This is a genomic window from Photobacterium sp. TLY01 (assembly GCF_021432065.1).
Lineage (GTDB): Bacteria > Pseudomonadota > Gammaproteobacteria > Enterobacterales > Vibrionaceae > Photobacterium > Photobacterium halotolerans_A.
The window spans coordinates 3,286,439-3,307,690 of record NZ_CP090364.1; the positions used below are offsets into that span (position 1 = coordinate 3,286,439).

At 53.0% G+C, this 21,252-nt stretch carries 13 protein-coding genes, 3 tRNA genes and 6 rRNA genes; 5 read left to right on the forward strand and 17 right to left on the reverse strand.

Going from position 1 to position 21,252, the window contains the following annotated elements; all coding sequences use genetic code 11:
• Positions 1–174: 174 nt before the first annotated feature.
• From LN341_RS15260 to LN341_RS15300, 9 genes are all read right to left on the reverse strand, one after another.
• A tRNA-Trp gene (locus LN341_RS15260) sits at positions 175–251 on the reverse strand.
• Between the two features lie 225 nt (positions 252–476).
• Positions 477–592, reverse strand: a 5S ribosomal RNA gene (gene rrf, locus LN341_RS15265).
• Positions 593–686: 94 nt separating this feature from the next.
• Positions 687–3,576 (reverse strand): 23S ribosomal RNA (locus tag LN341_RS15270).
• A gap of 257 nt (positions 3,577–3,833) precedes the next feature.
• Positions 3,834–3,909, reverse strand: a tRNA-Ala gene (locus LN341_RS15275).
• Positions 3,910–3,954: 45 nt separating this feature from the next.
• A tRNA-Ile gene (locus tag LN341_RS15280) sits at positions 3,955–4,031 on the reverse strand.
• A 71-nt stretch (positions 4,032–4,102) separates the two neighbouring features.
• Positions 4,103–5,654: ribosomal RNA gene (locus LN341_RS15285) — 16S ribosomal RNA — on the reverse strand.
• 397 nt (positions 5,655–6,051) lie between these two features.
• Positions 6,052–6,167, reverse strand: a 5S ribosomal RNA gene (rrf, locus tag LN341_RS15290).
• Between the two features lie 94 nt (positions 6,168–6,261).
• Positions 6,262–9,151 (reverse strand): 23S ribosomal RNA (locus LN341_RS15295).
• Between the two features lie 312 nt (positions 9,152–9,463).
• Positions 9,464–11,015 (reverse strand): 16S ribosomal RNA (locus LN341_RS15300).
• Together the 16S, 23S and 5S rRNA genes with 3 tRNA genes alongside form the textbook arrangement of a ribosomal RNA operon.
• A 505-nt stretch (positions 11,016–11,520) precedes the next feature.
• Here LN341_RS15300 and LN341_RS15305 point away from each other — a divergent pair.
• Complete coding sequence (locus LN341_RS15305; RefSeq protein ID WP_046222128.1) at positions 11,521–12,063, forward strand: gamma carbonic anhydrase family protein; 543 nt, start codon at positions 11,521–11,523, stop codon at positions 12,061–12,063.
• A gap of 2 nt (positions 12,064–12,065) precedes the next feature.
• Here LN341_RS15305 and LN341_RS15310 read toward each other — a convergent pair whose 3' ends face one another.
• The 4 genes from LN341_RS15310 to tsaC are packed head-to-tail and all read right to left on the reverse strand — an operon-like array spanning position 12,066 to position 14,674.
• Entirely contained in the window at positions 12,066–12,329 is a 264-nt protein-coding gene (locus LN341_RS15310; protein WP_046222127.1) for a DUF1488 domain-containing protein, read from the reverse strand.
• An 8-nt stretch (positions 12,330–12,337) separates the two neighbouring features.
• Positions 12,338–13,177 carry a shikimate dehydrogenase gene (aroE, locus tag LN341_RS15315; RefSeq protein WP_234203744.1) on the reverse strand — a complete coding sequence of 280 codons (840 nt, stop codon included), beginning with the start codon at positions 13,175–13,177 and terminating at the stop codon, positions 12,338–12,340.
• Between the two features lie 29 nt (positions 13,178–13,206).
• Positions 13,207–14,109, reverse strand: a complete 903-nt coding sequence (gene hemF, locus LN341_RS15320; protein ID WP_046222125.1) for an oxygen-dependent coproporphyrinogen oxidase — start codon at positions 14,107–14,109, stop codon at positions 13,207–13,209.
• A gap of 7 nt (positions 14,110–14,116) precedes the next feature.
• Positions 14,117–14,674: an L-threonylcarbamoyladenylate synthase type 1 TsaC gene (tsaC, locus tag LN341_RS15325; RefSeq protein WP_046222134.1), complete on the reverse strand. Its 558-nt coding sequence runs from the start codon at positions 14,672–14,674 to the stop codon at positions 14,117–14,119.
• Positions 14,675–14,874: 200 nt separating this feature from the next.
• Between tsaC and purE the strand changes: the two genes are divergently transcribed.
• Both purE and LN341_RS15335 read left to right on the forward strand, forming a co-directional pair.
• The gene (gene purE, locus LN341_RS15330) at positions 14,875–15,363 is read left to right on the forward strand and encodes a 5-(carboxyamino)imidazole ribonucleotide mutase (RefSeq protein ID WP_046222124.1); all 489 of its coding nucleotides are present in this window, start codon (positions 14,875–14,877) and stop codon (positions 15,361–15,363) included.
• 2 nt (positions 15,364–15,365) lie between these two features.
• Positions 15,366–16,490 (forward strand): 5-(carboxyamino)imidazole ribonucleotide synthase, encoded by a 1,125-nt coding sequence (locus tag LN341_RS15335; protein WP_234203745.1) that lies wholly within the window; start codon positions 15,366–15,368, stop codon positions 16,488–16,490.
• Positions 16,491–16,565: 75 nt separating this feature from the next.
• Here LN341_RS15335 and LN341_RS15340 read toward each other — a convergent pair whose 3' ends face one another.
• From LN341_RS15340 to LN341_RS15355, 4 genes are read right to left on the reverse strand one after another with little or no spacing between them, the layout of a single operon-like run.
• Positions 16,566–17,126 carry a type I DNA topoisomerase gene (locus LN341_RS15340; RefSeq protein ID WP_234203746.1) on the reverse strand — a complete coding sequence of 187 codons (561 nt, stop codon included), beginning with the start codon at positions 17,124–17,126 and terminating at the stop codon, positions 16,566–16,568.
• A 34-nt stretch (positions 17,127–17,160) separates the two neighbouring features.
• Positions 17,161–17,634: a DUF494 family protein gene (locus LN341_RS15345; RefSeq protein ID WP_046222121.1), complete on the reverse strand. Its 474-nt coding sequence runs from the start codon at positions 17,632–17,634 to the stop codon at positions 17,161–17,163.
• A 2-nt stretch (positions 17,635–17,636) separates the two neighbouring features.
• Positions 17,637–18,731, reverse strand: coding sequence for a DNA-processing protein DprA (dprA, locus tag LN341_RS15350; protein ID WP_234203747.1), 1,095 nt, complete (start codon positions 18,729–18,731; stop codon positions 17,637–17,639).
• On the reverse strand, positions 18,724–19,407 hold the full coding sequence (locus LN341_RS15355) for a hypothetical protein (RefSeq protein WP_234203748.1): 684 nt from the start codon (positions 19,405–19,407) through the stop codon (positions 18,724–18,726). The genes dprA and LN341_RS15355 overlap by 8 nt, the downstream gene beginning before the upstream one ends.
• 261 nt (positions 19,408–19,668) lie before the next feature.
• Here LN341_RS15355 and def point away from each other — a divergent pair, with 261 nt between their 5' ends.
• On the forward strand, positions 19,669–20,178 hold the full coding sequence (gene def / locus LN341_RS15360; RefSeq protein WP_046222118.1) for a peptide deformylase: 510 nt from the start codon (positions 19,669–19,671) through the stop codon (positions 20,176–20,178).
• Positions 20,179–20,193: 15 nt separating this feature from the next.
• Positions 20,194–21,138 (forward strand): methionyl-tRNA formyltransferase, encoded by a 945-nt coding sequence (fmt, locus tag LN341_RS15365; protein ID WP_234203749.1) that lies wholly within the window; start codon positions 20,194–20,196, stop codon positions 21,136–21,138.
• The last annotated feature ends 114 nt before the right edge of the window (positions 21,139–21,252 follow it).

Below are 21,252 nucleotides of genomic sequence, written 5' to 3' on the forward strand. Positions count from 1 at the left end.
CAAATTTCCACAGATACTTACCACCGCGGACATTTAGACATGGATGACAAGGTTACTAAAACTGACAGGGGATGACGGACGATAGGACTGGCACCCCAGCGGGCTGACGTTCACAGCGCATGAGCTGACCTTCAGAAACAACAAAGCCCCGTCCGAAGACGAGGCTTTTGTATTTGGCAGGGGATGACGGATTCGAACCGCCGACATTCGGTTTTGGAGACCGACGTTCTACCGGACTGAACTAATCCCCTAGAATTGGTAAGTATTGTATACAGCTGAACGAGAATTACCAGCCCTTCCGCCTGAAAATGACTGATTACTTTGTCGATCGACTACTAAAACATCAACAACTTGCAATACGCGCGATCTTCAGATGTTGCGCATCACTTTCACCAACCAATCGACTCACTCAGCAGATCCAGAATCCTGAAAAAGCAAAAAGGCCACCCGATTAGGGTGGCCTTTTTTAAAAGGAAGCCTGGCGATGTCCTACTCTCACATGGGGAGACCCCACACTACCATCGGCGCTGCTGCGTTTCACGTCTGAGTTCGACATGGGATCAGGTGGGTCCGCAACGCTATGGTCGCCAAGCAAAATTTATTCAACAATCTTGGAAAATCTGACTTAAGTTCTCAGCACATCATTCAAGTGCTTATGGAGTCCGCTAAAACCCCTTGGGTGTTGTATGGTTAAGCCTCACGGGCAATTAGTACAGGTTAGCTGAGCGCCTCACAACGCTTACACACCCTGCCTATCAACGTTCTAGTCTCGAACAGCCCTTCAGGAGGCTTAAAGCCTCAGGGATGACTCATCTCAGGGCTCGCTTCCCGCTTAGATGCTTTCAGCGGTTATCGATGCCGAACTTAGCTACCGGGCAATGCGTCTGGCGACACAACCCGAACACCAGCGGTTCGTTCACTCCGGTCCTCTCGTACTAGGAGCAACTCCCTTCAATCATCCAGCGCCCACGGCAGATAGGGACCGAACTGTCTCACGACGTTCTAAACCCAGCTCGCGTACCACTTTAAATGGCGAACAGCCATACCCTTGGGACCGACTTCAGCCCCAGGATGTGATGAGCCGACATCGAGGTGCCAAACACCGCCGTCGATATGAACTCTTGGGCGGTATCAGCCTGTTATCCCCGGAGTACCTTTTATCCGTTGAGCGATGGCCCTTCCATTCAGAACCACCGGATCACTATGACCTGCTTTCGCACCTGCTCGAACCGTCATTCTCGCAGTTAAGCGGGCTTATGCCATTGCACTAACCTCACGATGTCCGACCGTGATTAGCCCACCTTCGTGCTCCTCCGTTACGCTTTGGGAGGAGACCGCCCCAGTCAAACTACCCACCAGGCACTGTCCGCACCCCGGATAACGGGGCGACGTTAGAACATCAACACGACAAGGGTGGTATTTCAAGGACGGCTCCACAGATACTGGCGTACCTGCTTCGAAGCCTCCCACCTATCCTACACATGTAGGGTCAATGTTCAGTGCCAAGCTGTAGTAAAGGTTCACGGGGTCTTTCCGTCTAGCCGCGGGTACGCAGCATCTTCACTGCGATTTCAATTTCACTGAGTCTCGGGTGGAGACAGCGTGGCCATCATTACGCCATTCGTGCAGGTCGGAACTTACCCGACAAGGAATTTCGCTACCTTAGGACCGTTATAGTTACGGCCGCCGTTTACCGGGGCTTCGATCAAGAGCTTCTCCGAAGATAACCCCATCAATTAACCTTCCGGCACCGGGCAGGCGTCACACCGTATACGTCATCTTTCGATTTTGCACAGTGCTGTGTTTTTAATAAACAGTTGCAGCCACCTGGTATCTGCGACTCTCAGCAGCTCCATCCGCGAGGGACTTCACCGCCAAGAGCGTACCTTCTCCCGAAGTTACGGTACCATTTTGCCTAGTTCCTTCACCCGAGTTCTCTCAAGCGCCTTGGTATTCTCTACCCGACCACCTGTGTCGGTTTGGGGTACGATTGCTTATTATCTGAAGCTTAGAGGCTTTTCCCGGAAGCATGGCATCAATGACTTCATCACCGTAGTGACTCGACATCGGGTCTCAGCCTTAATGCAGAACCGGATTTGCCTAATTCTGCAGCCTACACCCTTAAACCAGGACAACCGTCGCCTGGCCCACCTAGCCTTCTCCGTCCCCCCATCGCAATAATAAGCAGTACGGGAATATTAACCCGTTTCCCATCGACTACGCCTTTCGGCCTCGCCTTAGGGGTCGACTTACCCTGCCCCGATTAACGTTGGACAGGAACCCTTGGTCTTCCGGCGAGGGGGTTTTTCACCCCCTTTGTCGTTACTCATGTCAGCATTCGCACTTCTGATACGTCCAGCATGCCTTACAGCACACCTTCAACCGCTTACAGAACGCTCCCCTACCCAATACAATAAATTGCATTGCCGCAGCTTCGGTGTATCACTTAGCCCCGTTAAATCTTCCGCGCAGGCCGACTCGACCAGTGAGCTATTACGCTTTCTTTAAATGATGGCTGCTTCTAAGCCAACATCCTGGCTGTCTGAGCCTTCCCACATCGTTTCCCACTTAGTGATACTTTGGGACCTTAGCTGGCGGTCTGGGTTGTTTCCCTCTCCACGACGGACGTTAGCACCCGCCGTGTGTCTCCCGGATAGTACTTACTGGTATTCGGAGTTTGCAAAGGGTTGGTAAGTCGGGATGACCCCCTAGCCTTAACAGTGCTCTACCCCCAGTAGTATTCGTCCGAGGCGCTACCTAAATAGCTTTCGGGGAGAACCAGCTATCTCCAGGTTTGATTGGCCTTTCACCCCTAGCCACAAGTCATCCGCTAATTTTTCAACATTAGTCGGTTCGGTCCTCCAGTAAGTGTTACCTCACCTTCAACCTGCCCATGGCTAGATCACCTGGTTTCGGGTCTAATCCCAGCAACTGCACGCCCAGTTAAGACTCGGTTTCCCTACGGCTCCCCTATACGGTTAACCTTGCTACTGAAATTAAGTCGCTGACCCATTATACAAAAGGTACGCAGTCACAGGACAAGCCTGCTCCTACTGCTTGTACGTACACGGTTTCAGGTTCTGTTTCACTCCCCTCACAGGGGTTCTTTTCGCCTTTCCCTCACGGTACTGGTTCACTATCGGTCAGTCAGGAGTATTTAGCCTTGGAGGATGGTCCCCCCATGTTCAGACAGGATAACACGTGTCCCGTCCTACTCGTTTTCACGTGTAAAGCATCGTCGGTTACGGGGCTGTCACCCTGTATCGCGGCCCTTTCCAGGGACCTTCACCTGACACTAAACACGCTTAAGGGCTAATCCGGTTTCGCTCGCCGCTACTGCCGGAATCTCGGTTGATTTCTCTTCCTCGGGGTACTTAGATGTTTCAGTTCCCCCGGTTCGCCTCATCAGGCTATGTATTCACCTGATGATAACTGCTTATGCAGCTGGGTTTCCCCATTCGGAAATCGGTGACTCAAGTGGCTCTTACTGCCTCATCACCGCTTATCGCAAGTTAGTACGTCCTTCATCGCCTCTGACTGCCCAGGCATCCACCGTGTACGCTTAGTCACTTAACCATACAACCCCAAGAGGTTTCGTATGTTCAAACAACCAAGGTTGTGTCTCTGACAAAGAGACAATTGGTTTATTCGCCGGACTCTTACACAAGACACTTGAATGTGTATTGCTTGAGAACTCTGTTTCTCTTGAAACAGTTTTTGATTCAATCTTTAAGATTGAATTTACTAGTCAGCTTTCCAGATTGTTAAAGAGCATTGTGAATTATCGACAGATAACCACTTTCTAAAGATTCTCGGGGAAAACCCTTAAAGAGTGGTGGAGCTAAGCAGGATCGAACTGCTGACCTCCTGCGTGCAAGGCAGGCGCTCTCCCAGCTGAGCTATAGCCCCATCGAGTATTGCAAGAGTGTTGAACCACTGTATTTGGGAAGACAGTGGTGGGTCTGAGTGGACTTGAACCACCGACCTCACCCTTATCAGGGGTGCGCTCTAACCACCTGAGCTACAGACCCTTCTCTTGCGCTCTTAACTATTTCGACCAAGCAATCTGTGTGGACACTGCGTCAACGACACAGTCTTTAGGTAAGGAGGTGATCCAGCCCCAGGTTCCCCTAGGGCTACCTTGTTACGACTTCACCCCAGTCATGAACCACACCGTGGTAAACGCCCTCCCGAAGGTTAAGCTATCTACTTCTGGTGCAGCCCACTCCCATGGTGTGACGGGCGGTGTGTACAAGGCCCGGGAACGTATTCACCGTGGCATTCTGATCCACGATTACTAGCGATTCCGACTTCATGGAGTCGAGTTGCAGACTCCAATCCGGACTACGACGTACTTTGTGGGATTCGCTCACTATCGCTAGCTCGCCGCCCTCTGTATACGCCATTGTAGCACGTGTGTAGCCCTACTCGTAAGGGCCATGATGACTTGACGTCGTCCCCACCTTCCTCCGGTTTATCACCGGCAGTCTCCCTGGAGTTCCCACCCGAAGTGCTGGCAAACAAGGATAAGGGTTGCGCTCGTTGCGGGACTTAACCCAACATTTCACAACACGAGCTGACGACAGCCATGCAGCACCTGTCTCAGAGTTCCCGAAGGCACCAATCCATCTCTGGAAAGTTCTCTGGATGTCAAGAGTAGGTAAGGTTCTTCGCGTTGCATCGAATTAAACCACATGCTCCACCGCTTGTGCGGGCCCCCGTCAATTCATTTGAGTTTTAATCTTGCGACCGTACTCCCCAGGCGGTCTACTTAACGCGTTAGCTCCGAAAGCCAGTGTTCAAGACACCAACCTCCAAGTAGACATCGTTTACGGCGTGGACTACCAGGGTATCTAATCCTGTTTGCTCCCCACGCTTTCGCATCTGAGCGTCAGTCTTTGTCCAGGGGGCCGCCTTCGCCACCGGTATTCCTTCAGATCTCTACGCATTTCACCGCTACACCTGAAATTCTACCCCCCTCTACAAGACTCTAGCATGCCAGTTCCAAATGCGATTCCGAGGTTGAGCCCCGGGCTTTCACATCTGGCTTAACACGCCGCCTGCATGCGCTTTACGCCCAGTAATTCCGATTAACGCTCGCACCCTCCGTATTACCGCGGCTGCTGGCACGGAGTTAGCCGGTGCTTCTTCTGCAGCTAACGTCAAAGATGAGCACTATTCATACTCACCCCTTCCTCACTGCTGAAAGTGCTTTACAACCCGAAGGCCTTCTTCACACACGCGGCATGGCTGCATCAGGGTTTCCCCCATTGTGCAATATTCCCCACTGCTGCCTCCCGTAGGAGTCTGGACCGTGTCTCAGTTCCAGTGTGGCTGATCATCCTCTCAGACCAGCTAGGGATCGTCGCCTAGGTGAGCCGTTACCCCACCTACTAGCTAATCCCACCTGGGCCAATCTTAGCGCGCGAGGCCCGAAGGTCCCCCGCTTTGCTCCGTAGAGATTATGCGGTATTAGCCATCGTTTCCAATGGTTATCCCCCACACTAAGGCATGTTCCCAGGCATTACTCACCCGTCCGCCGCTCGCCGCCCATCAACGCACCCGAAGGATTGTTGATGTCGCTGCCGCTCGACTTGCATGTGTTAGGCCTGCCGCCAGCGTTCAATCTGAGCCATGATCAAACTCTTCAATTAAAGTTTTGTTGCCTCTCTAAAGAGAAGCGGCTCAGTGATTACTGATGTTCCAACCGAAGTTGAAACGAATTGACTGTGCCGATACCTAAGTATCGATTTGGTCACTCAGTTCACTGATAAAATCTTTGATGACTGTATCATTGTCGAGTGCCCACACAGATTGCATGGTCAAATTGTTAAAGAACGTTGACTTTCAAGGCTTTAACGCATTTCGCTTCAGCAAGTCAGGACGCGTATAATACGCTTCCCTCATTTCAAGTCAAGACAAAATTTTCATCTTTTTTCATCCCGGTTTATACCCGGTCAAAAGCAAAAAACTCTGTCTTGACTCCGCTCCTACCCGCAGGTCGGGAGCGAAGAAAAAGCCCGTCGCCGGACGGGCTTTTCTGAATAAGGAGCCTGGCGATGTCCTACTCTCACATGGGGAGACCCCACACTACCATCGGCGCTGCTGCGTTTCACGTCTGAGTTCGACATGGGATCAGGTGGGTCCGCAACGCTATGGTCGCCAAGCAAAATTTATTCAACAATCTTGGAAAATCTGACTTAAGTTCTCAGCACATCATTCAAGTGCTTATGGAGTCCGCTAAAACCCCTTGGGTGTTGTATGGTTAAGCCTCACGGGCAATTAGTACAGGTTAGCTGAGCGCCTCACAACGCTTACACACCCTGCCTATCAACGTTCTAGTCTCGAACAGCCCTTCAGGAGGCTTAAAGCCTCAGGGATGACTCATCTCAGGGCTCGCTTCCCGCTTAGATGCTTTCAGCGGTTATCGATGCCGAACTTAGCTACCGGGCAATGCGTCTGGCGACACAACCCGAACACCAGCGGTTCGTTCACTCCGGTCCTCTCGTACTAGGAGCAACTCCCTTCAATCATCCAGCGCCCACGGCAGATAGGGACCGAACTGTCTCACGACGTTCTAAACCCAGCTCGCGTACCACTTTAAATGGCGAACAGCCATACCCTTGGGACCGACTTCAGCCCCAGGATGTGATGAGCCGACATCGAGGTGCCAAACACCGCCGTCGATATGAACTCTTGGGCGGTATCAGCCTGTTATCCCCGGAGTACCTTTTATCCGTTGAGCGATGGCCCTTCCATTCAGAACCACCGGATCACTATGACCTGCTTTCGCACCTGCTCGAACCGTCATTCTCGCAGTTAAGCGGGCTTATGCCATTGCACTAACCTCACGATGTCCGACCGTGATTAGCCCACCTTCGTGCTCCTCCGTTACGCTTTGGGAGGAGACCGCCCCAGTCAAACTACCCACCAGGCACTGTCCGCACCCCGGATAACGGGGCGACGTTAGAACATCAACACGACAAGGGTGGTATTTCAAGGACGGCTCCACAGATACTGGCGTACCTGCTTCGAAGCCTCCCACCTATCCTACACATGTAGGGTCAATGTTCAGTGCCAAGCTGTAGTAAAGGTTCACGGGGTCTTTCCGTCTAGCCGCGGGTACGCAGCATCTTCACTGCGATTTCAATTTCACTGAGTCTCGGGTGGAGACAGCGTGGCCATCATTACGCCATTCGTGCAGGTCGGAACTTACCCGACAAGGAATTTCGCTACCTTAGGACCGTTATAGTTACGGCCGCCGTTTACCGGGGCTTCGATCAAGAGCTTCTCCGAAGATAACCCCATCAATTAACCTTCCGGCACCGGGCAGGCGTCACACCGTATACGTCATCTTTCGATTTTGCACAGTGCTGTGTTTTTAATAAACAGTTGCAGCCACCTGGTATCTGCGACTCTCAGTAGCTCCATCCGCGAGGGACTTCACCGCCAAGAGCGTACCTTCTCCCGAAGTTACGGTACCATTTTGCCTAGTTCCTTCACCCGAGTTCTCTCAAGCGCCTTGGTATTCTCTACCCGACCACCTGTGTCGGTTTGGGGTACGATTGCTTATTATCTGAAGCTTAGAGGCTTTTCCCGGAAGCATGGCATCAATGACTTCATCACCGTAGTGACTCGACATCGGGTCTCAGCCTTAATGCAGAACCGGATTTGCCTAATTCTGCAGCCTACACCCTTAAACCAGGACAACCGTCGCCTGGCCCACCTAGCCTTCTCCGTCCCCCCATCGCAATAATAAGCAGTACGGGAATATTAACCCGTTTCCCATCGACTACGCCTTTCGGCCTCGCCTTAGGGGTCGACTTACCCTGCCCCGATTAACGTTGGACAGGAACCCTTGGTCTTCCGGCGAGGGGGTTTTTCACCCCCTTTGTCGTTACTCATGTCAGCATTCGCACTTCTGATACGTCCAGCATGCCTTACAGCACACCTTCAACCGCTTACAGAACGCTCCCCTACCCAATACAATAAATTGCATTGCCGCAGCTTCGGTGTATCACTTAGCCCCGTTAAATCTTCCGCGCAGGCCGACTCGACCAGTGAGCTATTACGCTTTCTTTAAATGATGGCTGCTTCTAAGCCAACATCCTGGCTGTCTGAGCCTTCCCACATCGTTTCCCACTTAGTGATACTTTGGGACCTTAGCTGGCGGTCTGGGTTGTTTCCCTCTCCACGACGGACGTTAGCACCCGCCGTGTGTCTCCCGGATAGTACTTACTGGTATTCGGAGTTTGCAAAGGGTTGGTAAGTCGGGATGACCCCCTAGCCTTAACAGTGCTCTACCCCCAGTAGTATTCGTCCGAGGCGCTACCTAAATAGCTTTCGGGGAGAACCAGCTATCTCCAGGTTTGATTGGCCTTTCACCCCTAGCCACAAGTCATCCGCTAATTTTTCAACATTAGTCGGTTCGGTCCTCCAGTAAGTGTTACCTCACCTTCAACCTGCCCATGGCTAGATCACCTGGTTTCGGGTCTAATCCCAGCAACTGCACGCCCAGTTAAGACTCGGTTTCCCTACGGCTCCCCTATACGGTTAACCTTGCTACTGAAATTAAGTCGCTGACCCATTATACAAAAGGTACGCAGTCACAGGACAAGCCTGCTCCTACTGCTTGTACGTACACGGTTTCAGGTTCTGTTTCACTCCCCTCACAGGGGTTCTTTTCGCCTTTCCCTCACGGTACTGGTTCACTATCGGTCAGTCAGGAGTATTTAGCCTTGGAGGATGGTCCCCCCATGTTCAGACAGGATAACACGTGTCCCGTCCTACTCGTTTTCACGTGTAAAGCATCGTCGGTTACGGGGCTGTCACCCTGTATCGCGGCCCTTTCCAGGGACCTTCACCTGACACTAAACACGCTTAAGGGCTAATCCGGTTTCGCTCGCCGCTACTGCCGGAATCTCGGTTGATTTCTCTTCCTCGGGGTACTTAGATGTTTCAGTTCCCCCGGTTCGCCTCATCAGGCTATGTATTCACCTGATGATAACTGCTTATGCAGCTGGGTTTCCCCATTCGGAAATCGGTGACTCAAGTGGCTCTTACTGCCTCATCACCGCTTATCGCAAGTTAGTACGTCCTTCATCGCCTCTGACTGCCCAGGCATCCACCGTGTACGCTTAGTCACTTAACCATACAACCCCAAGAGGTTTCGTATGTTCAAACAACCAAGGTTGTGTCTCTGACAAAGAGACAATTGGTTTATTCGCCGGACTCTTACACAAGACACTTGAATGTGTATTGCTTGAGAACTCTGTTTCTCTTGAAACAGTTTTTGATTCAATCTTTAAGATTGAATTTACTAGTCAGCTTTCCAGATTGTTAAAGAGCATTAAAGCAAACAGCTTTAATCAATAGCCAAAGCCATTCATTAAGGCTTTCTGCTTTTTAACTATTTCGACCAGGCAATCTGTGTGGACACTGCATCAACGACACAGTCTTTAGGTAAGGAGGTGATCCAGCCCCAGGTTCCCCTAGGGCTACCTTGTTACGACTTCACCCCAGTCATGAACCACACCGTGGTAAACGCCCTCCCGAAGGTTAAGCTATCTACTTCTGGTGCAGCCCACTCCCATGGTGTGACGGGCGGTGTGTACAAGGCCCGGGAACGTATTCACCGTGGCATTCTGATCCACGATTACTAGCGATTCCGACTTCATGGAGTCGAGTTGCAGACTCCAATCCGGACTACGACGTACTTTGTGGGATTCGCTTACTATCGCTAGCTTGCAGCCCTCTGTATACGCCATTGTAGCACGTGTGTAGCCCTACTCGTAAGGGCCATGATGACTTGACGTCGTCCCCACCTTCCTCCGGTTTATCACCGGCAGTCTCCCTGGAGTTCCCACCCGAAGTGCTGGCAAACAAGGATAAGGGTTGCGCTCGTTGCGGGACTTAACCCAACATTTCACAACACGAGCTGACGACAGCCATGCAGCACCTGTCTCAGAGTTCCCGAAGGCACCAATCCATCTCTGGAAAGTTCTCTGGATGTCAAGAGTAGGTAAGGTTCTTCGCGTTGCATCGAATTAAACCACATGCTCCACCGCTTGTGCGGGCCCCCGTCAATTCATTTGAGTTTTAATCTTGCGACCGTACTCCCCAGGCGGTCTACTTAACGCGTTAGCTCCGAAAGCCAGTGTTCAAGACACCAACCTCCAAGTAGACATCGTTTACGGCGTGGACTACCAGGGTATCTAATCCTGTTTGCTCCCCACGCTTTCGCATCTGAGCGTCAGTCTTTGTCCAGGGGGCCGCCTTCGCCACCGGTATTCCTTCAGATCTCTACGCATTTCACCGCTACACCTGAAATTCTACCCCCCTCTACAAGACTCTAGCATGCCAGTTCCAAATGCGATTCCGAGGTTGAGCCCCGGGCTTTCACATCTGGCTTAACACGCCGCCTGCATGCGCTTTACGCCCAGTAATTCCGATTAACGCTCGCACCCTCCGTATTACCGCGGCTGCTGGCACGGAGTTAGCCGGTGCTTCTTCTGCAGCTAACGTCAAAGATGGCATCTATTAAACACCACCTCTTCCTCACTGCTGAAAGTGCTTTACAACCCGAAGGCCTTCTTCACACACGCGGCATGGCTGCATCAGGGTTTCCCCCATTGTGCAATATTCCCCACTGCTGCCTCCCGTAGGAGTCTGGACCGTGTCTCAGTTCCAGTGTGGCTGATCATCCTCTCAGACCAGCTAGGGATCGTCGCCTAGGTGAGCCATTACCCCACCTACTAGCTAATCCCACCTGGGCCAATCTTAGCGCGCGAGGCCCGAAGGTCCCCCGCTTTGGTCCGAAGACATTATGCGGTATTAGCCATCGTTTCCAATGGTTATCCCCCACACTAAGGCATGTTCCCAGGCATTACTCACCCGTCCGCCGCTCGCCGCCCATCAACGCACCCGAAGGATTGTTGATGTCGCTGCCGCTCGACTTGCATGTGTTAGGCCTGCCGCCAGCGTTCAATCTGAGCCATGATCAAACTCTTCAATTAAAGTTTTGTTGCCTCTCTAAAGAGAAGCAGCTCAGTGATTACTGATGTTCCAACCGAAGTTGAAACGAATTGACTGTGCCGATACCTAAGTATCGATTTGGTCACTCAGCTCACTGATAAAATCTTTGATGACTGTATCATTTCCGAGTGCCCACACAGATTGCATGGTCAAATTGTTAAAGAGCTTGTTCCGAAGAAAATCTTTGTGATTCATCTCTCGAAACGGGCGGCCATTCTATCGAATCAAAAGTCAGTGTCAAACACTTTTTCAACTTAACTTCTTGCCGCTTACCTTTCCGGACTGAACTGCTTTCTGCTGTTCCTCCGTGTCGGTGAGGCGGCATTATAGAGAGTTCGATCACGTTGGCAATAGCCAAATTGAAATAAATTCGTCATTTCCAATCAAGCGGACAATATTCACACAACATCACAATTTTTCGATGGTATAAACACCGCAGAACTTGAAAGTAACGTTATCCATCCCCTAACCAAGAGGTACTCCCCGATGCAAAACACACTTCGGCCTTATCAAGGCATTCGTCCAACACTCGGTGAAAAAGTTTATGTCGACTCATCAGCAGTGCTGGTAGGGGATATTCATTTGGCCGATCACAGCAGCATTTGGCCACTCGTTGCAGCGCGTGGGGATGTGAACCACATCCGAATCGGTGAGCGGACCAACATCCAGGACGGCACTGTTTTACACGTCACCCGAACAAGCGACAGCAATCCTGATGGCCATCCTCTTATTATTGGTGATGATGTGACAATTGGCCACAAAGCGATGCTTCATGGCTGCAAGGTCGGGAATCGGGTTCTGGTGGGCATGGGGGCCATTATTCTGGATGCTGCGGTCATTGAAGATGATGTGATCATTGGGGCAGGGACGCTGGTACCGCCCGGGAAGATTTTAAGCAGTGGTTATTTGTATGTGGGCAGTCCGGCGAAGCAAGCCAGACCCCTCACAGATGCAGAGCTGGCTTTTCTACCCCAGTCCGCTGACAACTATGTCCGGCTCAAAGATGAGTATCTGGCCGAAACAGACTAAGGTCAGCCGACTTCAATCTCTCCCGTGGCATTAAATGCCTCTTCTTCGATCAGAGATTCAGCCATCTCTTCCAGATCAAAGCGGTATTCGGCGAAGGCGGTCAGTATGGCCGCCTCATCCGCCAAGGGTGAACCCGCCTGATTTTCCAGCCACGCAAGACTAACCCAGCACCGGATCAACGCACCGGCTTGCTGCGCAGGAAAACAAACAGCCTTGCGCTCGCTGTCCCAGGTTTGCAGATCAGCAAACAATATATCCTGATTCATGATGACTCTTATTTTGCCTGAAGAGAACGGCGTAGTTCACGCAGGACCTGTTCGGTTCCCGGACGTATCCCTCGCCATAACAAAAAACTTTCCGCCGCCTGACCCACCAGCATCCCCAAGCCGTCAATCACCTGACGAGCGCCTAATGCTGCAGCCCACTGATTGAAAGTCGTCTGCTCCTGGCCATAAACCATGTCGTAGCACACCACATCCGGGTGAATCAATGTCTCCGGTATACCCGGCAATGACTGACTGAGGCTGGCAGAGGTTGAATTGATAATGAGATCATAAGGCTGTGAGGGAGACAGATTGTCCATTGCCAAAGCCGATACCTCACCATAAGAGGCAAACAGATCGGCCAGCTCAACCGCTTTCGGTAAGGTACGGTTTGTAATCGTCAGGCTTGCCGGTTGCTGAGCCAGCAGCGGTAAAATCACACCGCGGGCAGCGCCCCCGGCACCCACCAACAGAATCCGTTTCTCTTTGAGCACCACATGATGGCGCAACAGATCCTGCACCAGCCCCTCACCATCCGTGTTATCGCCCAGAATTCCGCCATCGTCGAGTTTCTTGAGCGTGTTCACCGCACCCGCCAATTGCGCCCGTTCGGTCAACTGGTCCGCATAGGCAAAAGCCTGCTCTTTAAATGGCACAGTAATATTGCAGCCACGCCCCCCCTGCGCAAAGAACTGATCGGCTGCAGCCCGGAATGCCTCCAGCGGCACCAGCTGCGCTTCGTAGTTCATGCGCTGCGCTGTCTGGCGCGCAAACAGCGTGTGAATAAACGGAGACTTACTCTGGGCGATCGGGTTGCCGAAAACGACATACTGGTCCTTATCCTGACTCATGGCTGCAAACTTTCCTTATCTAGCGGTAATTACCAGTCACGCGGGGTGAGGTATTGAGACAAACGGGCTTCCTGAGAATCGGCTTCCGGCTGGTAGCAATACTCCCAGCGCGCCAACGGTGGCATGGACATCAGAATCGATTCCGTCCGCCCGCCACTTTGCAGGCCAAACAAAGTGCCGCGATCGTAAACCAGATTAAATTCAACATAACGGCCGCGACGATACAACTGAAACTCACGTTCACGCTCACCAAATGGTGTTGTGGCCCGTTTTTCAACAATCGGCAGATAGGCATCCAGAAATCCCAGACCCACCGCCTGCATATACGCAAAGCTTTTCTCAAAGCCCCACTGATTCAGGTCATCAAAAAACAGACCGCCCACACCACGGGTTTCCTGACGGTGGGGCAGGAAGAAGTATCGATCACACCAGGCTTTATGTTCGGCATAAACCTCTTCACCAAATGGCGCACAGAGATCTTTTGCGACCTGATGCCAGTGACGGCAATCTTCCTCAAAAGGATAGAAGGGCGTCAAATCAAAGCCGCCGCCAAACCACCAAACCGGCGCTTCACCGTCTTTTTCGGCAATAAAGAAACGGACATTGGCATGAGACGTCGGGATAAACGGATTCTTAGGATGGATCACCAGTGACACACCCATCGCTTCAAAACGGCGCCCTGCCAGTTCAGGGCGATGGGCTGTGGCCGAAGCTGGCATCTGTGCGCCATAAACATGCGAGAAGTTCACACCACCTTGCTCAAACACCGCGCCATCACGCAAGACCCGGCTACGACCACCGCCGCCTTCCTCTCTTTCCCAGCTATCTTCAACAAAGCGAGCCTGGCCATCCTGTGCTTCCAGTGCCTGGCAGATGGTCTCTTGCAGTTCCAGTAAAAATGCCTTCACGGCGTGTTTATTGACGTCTTGCATGCGTTCTTTATCCCTGTCGGAAAATTTGTCCTGTGGCAGCATCGCGAATTTCGGACGGATTGTCACGGCCACCGGTCTCACCGCGCAGAATCGTTTTCAGATGTGCACCCAACTGTGCCTCCACTTCCTGCACATTCCGGCAAGGCGGCTCCCCGGTCAGATTCGCACTGGTTGAGGTCAGCGGTTTACCGAAAGCACGACAAAGTTGCTGAACCAGCGGATGATCCGTCACCCGGACGGCAATGGTCGAAAACTGCCCGGTCAGAAAAGCAGGCACGCCAGGTTTGGTTGGCATCACCCAGGTGACGGGCCCTGGCCAGGTCGCGAATATGCGGGCTTTCTGCTCGTCCGATAACTGACTGTCATCTATATAGGGGGCGAGCTGGCTATAGTCGGCCGCAATTAGAATCAGGCCCTTCTCAACAGGTCGTTGCTTCAGCATCAGCAATTTAGCAACGGCTTCTGCGTTATCGGGATCGCAACCGACCCCAAAAACGGCCTCGGTCGGATAGGCAATCACTTCACCTTGCGCTAACGCGGTGACCACTTGACTTAGATTATCCACATTGTCCTCAATGCATTGATACCGCACCAGACCCACTGGCAGCAGCTGTTCATTCTCTGGGGCGCTATTTTAACGCAATCTCAGCGAACTGCATCAATTACGCCTCAGACCGCGACGCAAACGTTTTCCTTGGGGAAAAATCTCCGTATAATGCGCGTCAAACCCTCTTGCCTGATTAACATAACCCTAAGGAGTTCGGGATGAAAGTCGGTATTATCATGGGCTCAAAATCTGACTGGCCAACCATGCAACATGCAGCTGAGATGCTGGATCGCTTCAATATTGCCTACGAAACCCGGGTGGTTTCCGCGCACCGGACTCCGCACCTGCTGGCCGAATACGCCGAAACCGCACATCAGCGCGGTATTTCGGTGATTATCGCAGGCGCTGGCGGGGCCGCTCATCTGCCGGGCATGACCGCGGCGTTTACCAGCCTGCCAGTGCTGGGTGTTCCGGTTCAGTCTCGTGCCCTGAAAGGGTTGGACTCGCTGCTGTCGATTGTTCAGATGCCAAAAGGTGTGGCCGTCGGCACACTGGCCATTGGTGAAGCAGGTGCGGCCAATGCCGGTTTGCTGGCCGCACAAATCATTGGCACACAAAATGCCGACGTGATGGCAGCCATTGATGCCTTCCGCAAAGAACAGACGGACACAGTCCTGAGCCAGCCAGATCCTTCAGAGGATGCGTGATCATGAAGAAGGTTCTGGTTTTAGGTGCCGGGCAATTGGCCCGCATGATGTCGCTGGCTGGCGCCCCGTTAAATATTGATGTGATCGCCTACGATGTGAACAGCGAAAACATCGTGCACCCGCTGACCCAAAACGTGCTGGGTCACGGACTGGACAGCGCCATTGCTCAGTGCGACGTTATCACCGCAGAGTTTGAGCACATCCCGCACAATATCCTGGATATCTGCGAAAAAAGCGGAAAGTTCCTGCCGACGACCGCAGCGATCAAAGCCGGCGGTGACCGTCGCCTTGAGAAAGCCCTGCTCGATACCGCCGGGGTAAAAAATGCCAGATATACCGTGATTCAAAGCCGCGAAGATCTGAACACCGCCATCGAACATGTTGGCGTCCCTATGGTGCTGAAAAGCGCACTGGGCGGCTATGACGGAAAAGGTCAGTGGCGGTTGAAAACCGCAGCCGATGCTGACCTTATCTGGCCGGAAATGGCACAATGCATCGCTGCCACCCCAACCCAGGCCATTGTGGCAGAAGAGTTCGTACCTTTTGATCGCGAAGTCTCTCTGGTTGGCGTGCGTAGCAAAAACGGTGATGTCGCTGTTTATCCGCTGGCGGAAAATGTGCACACCGATGGGGTACTGAGCCTGTCTACCGCAATCCATTGCCCTGAGCTGCAGCAACAAGCCAACAACATGTTTACCGCCGTAGCCAACAGTCTGGACTACGTCGGTGTCCTGGCGCTGGAGTTCTTTGACGTGCAAGGCCAGCTTTTGGTGAATGAAATTGCCCCGCGAGTCCACAATTCAGGACACTGGACCCAGCAGGGAGCAGAAACCTGCCAGTTCGAAAACCATTTACGGGCGGTGTGCGGCTTGCCACTGGGCAGCACAGATTTGATTCGTCACACAGCGATGATCAATATTCTGGGGGAAGACACCCTACCTGAGGCCCTGCTGGCCATGGCGGGCTGCCATATTCACTGGTACGGCAAAGAAAAGCGCGCGGGACGCAAGATGGGGCATATTAATGTCTGCGCCGACAGCAACAGCCAGCTGGAATCACGCCTTGCTTCGCTGGCAGAGCTCCTAAACCCTCACACTTTCCCAGCCCTGCAGCAATACCGACACTAAACCTTGATACGCAGGCGGCAAGAGCCGTCTGCGTCCTTCTTTTGGCATTGAAGCTGGGTGAATACGGAAGTCCGCTCAGGACGACTGGATATGCTGGCACTTACGGTTTGCACACTGGTGCTTCTCGCCGCTGGCGAGTTTTTTTTGCACCAGCAAGGGATAGCCACAGGCTTCACATTCTCCTGCAACAGGCTGCGCATTGACGGCAAATTTACACTTGGGATAGCCATCGCAACCATAAAACGCCTTACCATAACGGCTGTTACGCTTCACCAGATGACCCGTGCCGCATTCAGGACACAACCAGGGTTGCTGTTGCGGTTCAGCAGGCGCGCTGTTTTGCGTCTCAATATGATGACATTCAGGGTAATGGCTGCAGCCAATGAACATCCCGTAGCGCCCCTGGCGCAAAACGAGTTCATGCTGGCATTCAGGGCAGGGAACACCGAGCGCTTTGATGATGTGGCCGTCATTCTGGTGCAGCGGTTTGATGTAATCGCAGTCAGGATAAGCACTGCAACCCAAAAAGGGACCGTGTTTTCCATGGCGCATCAACAGAGCCGCCCCGCATTGAGGGCAGGGCGTCTCTTGTTGAACCTGGTGGGAAAACAGATCAGGGTTAATTTTACTGGCCATAATACGTCAGGCCTTGGCTTCAGTGATGTCGTAATTAGTGAAGGTAGCCGTCCTCGGCACCATAAAGCAGCTCTTCCATCTGGCTGTAGGCGCTTTCATTACCCGGCGCATTAAATAACACCATCAGGATAATCCACTTCAGATCATCCAGAATAAATTCTGTCGTTTCCAGTTCCATGACTCTGTCGATCACCATCTCCCGGGTTTCAGAGCTCAGGACATGGATTTGTTCCAGATAAGTCAGAAAACCACGGCAAGTAACATCCAGACGGTTCATCTCATCCTGCGTATAAACACGGATCGAAGTGACAGCACTGGTGTTCATATAAGGGGTATGGTCAGTATCTTGCAATGCTGCAAGCTTCTCTAGCCAGTTCAGAGCCTTATAAATGTCTTCCTGATGAAATCCTGCGCGTAGCAATTCTTCGGACAATTCGTCCTGATCAACCATTAATTCAGCGTCACTGTGAATATAGGTTTCAAACAGGTACATGAGTATATCCATCATGACTAGCCCCTCCTCGATCTGATATAGCCACCGGGCACTGAAGTGATAACCCCTTGCAATTCTAACTCCAGCAATTGCGTCATTACTTCATGGACAGGTTGATCACAACGTTCAGCAACCACATCTACGGGTGTTGCTTCACTGCCTACGTTAGCCAACACCGCATTAAATGGCAATTGCTCATTTTCAGGATGTGGCAGCGATACGCTCATTTGACTACTTTTTGCGCAGTGGGTGAGTGCGCCAACCTCCTCAAAGATATCGACCGGGCTTTCCACCAGTTTAGCACCGGATTTAATCAGCGCGTTACAGCCTTTGCTCCCCGGCGCATAAATTGAGCCGGGGAGGGCAAACACATCGCGATCTTGCTCCAGCGCATAACGGGCGGTGATCAGCGAGCCGCTCTTCAGTGCAGCCTCCACCACAAGCACGCCGACAGACAAGCCACTGATGATACGGTTGCGACGGGGAAAATGCTGCGGCCTGGGCGGCTCTGACGGCCAGAACTCAGAGACCAGAGCTCCTTGCTCTGCAATCAGACCCGCCAGCTCCCGATGCGCTGCAGGGTAGATACGCCCCAGGCCAGAGCCCAGCACAGCAACGGTCGCCCCGCCATTTTTCAGGGCACTGTCATGGGCATGGCCATCGACTCCCAGCGCCAGGCCACTGGTCACCACATAATCGGCTGCCACCATAGCCGCGGCAAACTCCCGGGCCGCTTCCCGGCCATCCAGACTGGCATGCCGGCTGCCGACAATCGCCAGTTGCGGCTCACTGAGCCAGCGGGACTCTCCGCGGATAAAGAGGACTGGCGGCGGGGAGCTGATTTCCTTCAGCAGACGAGGGTAAGCCGGGTCACTTAAGACCAGCAAGTGTTGGTTATCCTGTTCGCACCAGTGCAGCGCTTCCTGTAACCGCTTGCTGTCCGGCCGGCGCAGCTGTGCGATTTGTGGTCCTTTCAGCCCCATCGCCATCAGGTGCGGTTCGGGCATGTTACGGATCTCCGCCACTGAGGCCTGCGCCAGCAATTGCTGGATTCGCTGACCGCCCAGACCGGGGACCGCCGCCAGTGCCAGCCAGTCTTCTCTGTCACTCATGATGACGCTCAATGCGTTTGGCAATATCGCCGATTTTTATCGGCCCCTGGCTGCTGATGATCTGGGCGAGACTGAACTGCTCAACGGTATCACCGATTTCTACATCCGCGACCAGTCGCTGCCCCAGCATTTCATGCTCAATCCGCCAGCGCTGGCCGGGTTTCAGGCCATGCTCCGCACCATGGTCCAGTACCAGCCAGTCCTGCATATAGTGGTGATCCTGCAACCCTCCCAGCACTCTGACAGCTCTCGGGGGAACATCGGACTGTTCAGCTGAAGGAGGTGGGGTGGGCTTGAGCAGGCGATCACCCGGACGGATTTCCTGCATTCCTGCGGTCACGGCCAGCCGGCTGCCCTGATCATCATTGGTCACCACAGTGACGCTCGCCACCGGCAACATACCCCACACGTCCGCGGCGGAATGATAGGAAGGTTCAGTCGTGCTGAATGCCCGTGTCGGACGGTAGATATGCCAGGTACTGCCATGCTCAAGCACTTCTCTCACCAGCAGTTGATCATCACGGGTCAGGTATTGGCGGCCATACATCACAGGGATGATTTTCGGGGCTAATCCCAGCTGCTCCGCGGTGACCAGGCGCCCCGGTAACCCGAACCCGGCGACGGCAGGCGTTAACGCAAACAACCACAGTACACTCAGCCATACACATAGACGCATCGTAAATAGTCCTCTCGCTCCATTCACACCGCAGCCTGTCAGCCAAGGACGTCAATGACTATTTGATGATTGGAACTTTGCGGCAGAATTCTCGCTTTCAGATTGGGGTTTCATGGTGCGAATAGGAGGACTGACGGCCGGTATCACAACCGCTTATCCGGCAGACAAAGGCGTTGAAAGCTGTTCTTTGATGATGAAAATGACTAGAATTAGAGCAACTAAGCTATTGTCCTTTTTATACGCCAATATTTACGGGAATCTATGTCTGTTTTAAACGTGTTAACTTTCCCTGATGATCGCCTGCGGACTGTCGCCAAGCCGGTCGAAGCGGTCACGCCTGAAATCCAGAAAATCGTCGATGACATGCTGGACACTATGTATGACGAAGATGGTATCGGCCTGGCGGCCACACAGGTTGATATTCATCAGCGAATCGTTGTCATTGATATCTCGGAAGAACGCAACCAGCCGATGGTGCTGATCAACCCGGAAATCCTGGAAAAGCGCGGTGAAGACGGCATCGAAGAAGGTTGCCTGTCTGTGCCTGGCGCCCGGGCACTGGTCCCCCGCGCCGCAGAAGTCACAGTGCGCGCTCTGGACCGTGACGGCAAGGAATACACCTTTGAAGCCGACGATCTGCTGGCAATTTGTGTCCAGCACGAACTGGACCACCTGGCCGGTAAACTCTTCGTGGATTACCTGTCACCTCTCAAGCGCCAGCGTATCCAGAAAAAGCTGGAAAAAATGAAGCGCTACCAAGAGCAAGTCTAAGAAGCCGAGGTTATCTTGAGCCAACCCTTACGTATCGTATTTGCTGGTACGCCTGATTTCGCCGCCCGTCATCTGGCGGCGTTATTATCTTCACAGCACGAAGTGATCGCCGTATATACCCGTCAGGATCAGCCTGCCGGCCGCGGCAAGAAACTCACCGCCAGTCCGGTCAAACATCTGGCGCTGGAGCAGAATATCCCGGTTTACCAGCCAAAAACCCTGCGCGATGAAACCGCCCAGCAAGAACTGGCTGCCCTGAATGCCGATATCATGGTGGTGGTGGCCTATGGCCTGATCCTGCCCAAAGTGGTCCTGGATACCCCGTGTCTGGGCTGTATTAATGTCCATGGCTCCATTCTGCCACGCTGGCGGGGCGCAGCACCGATCCAGCGCTCTATCTGGGCGGGAGATGCCGAAACCGGCGTCACCATCATGCAAATGGATGAAGGCCTGGATACCGGCGACATGCTGAAAATCGCCTCACTGCCGATCGCCGCAACAGATACCAGTGCCAGTCTTTACGATAAACTGGCCGGGCTGGGACCGGACACCCTGCTGAGCTGTCTGGACGATATCGCTGCTGGTCGCGCCGTAGCGGAAAAACAAAACGACGAGCGTGCCAATTACGCAGAAAAACTCAGCAAAGAAGAAGCGAAAATTGACTGGACCATGGACGCCGAAACCATTGAACGCTGTGTTCGCGCTTTCAATCCATGGCCGATGAGCTTTTTTACCGTGGCAGAGCAAAACGTCAAAGTCTGGCAGGCCGAAGTGGAAGCCGATAACCAGGGCCAGGCGCCTGGCACCATTTTATCAGCCGACAAACACGGCATCCTGGTTGCCACCGGAAAAGGCGCATTGCGTCTGGTACAACTGCAGCCGCCGGGCAAGAAAGCCATGGCCGCGCAGGATCTGCTGAACTCCCGCCGCGAGTGGTTTACCCCGGGTGCCGTGCTGTAAACAGCTGTGCCCCTGCAAATTTGAGCCAGTGAACAAGGCAGATTTGCTGTTGCGCTGGCTTTTTCATTCGCCGCTCACGCGGCAACCATGGCAGTGAATAAACTGCCATAAGCA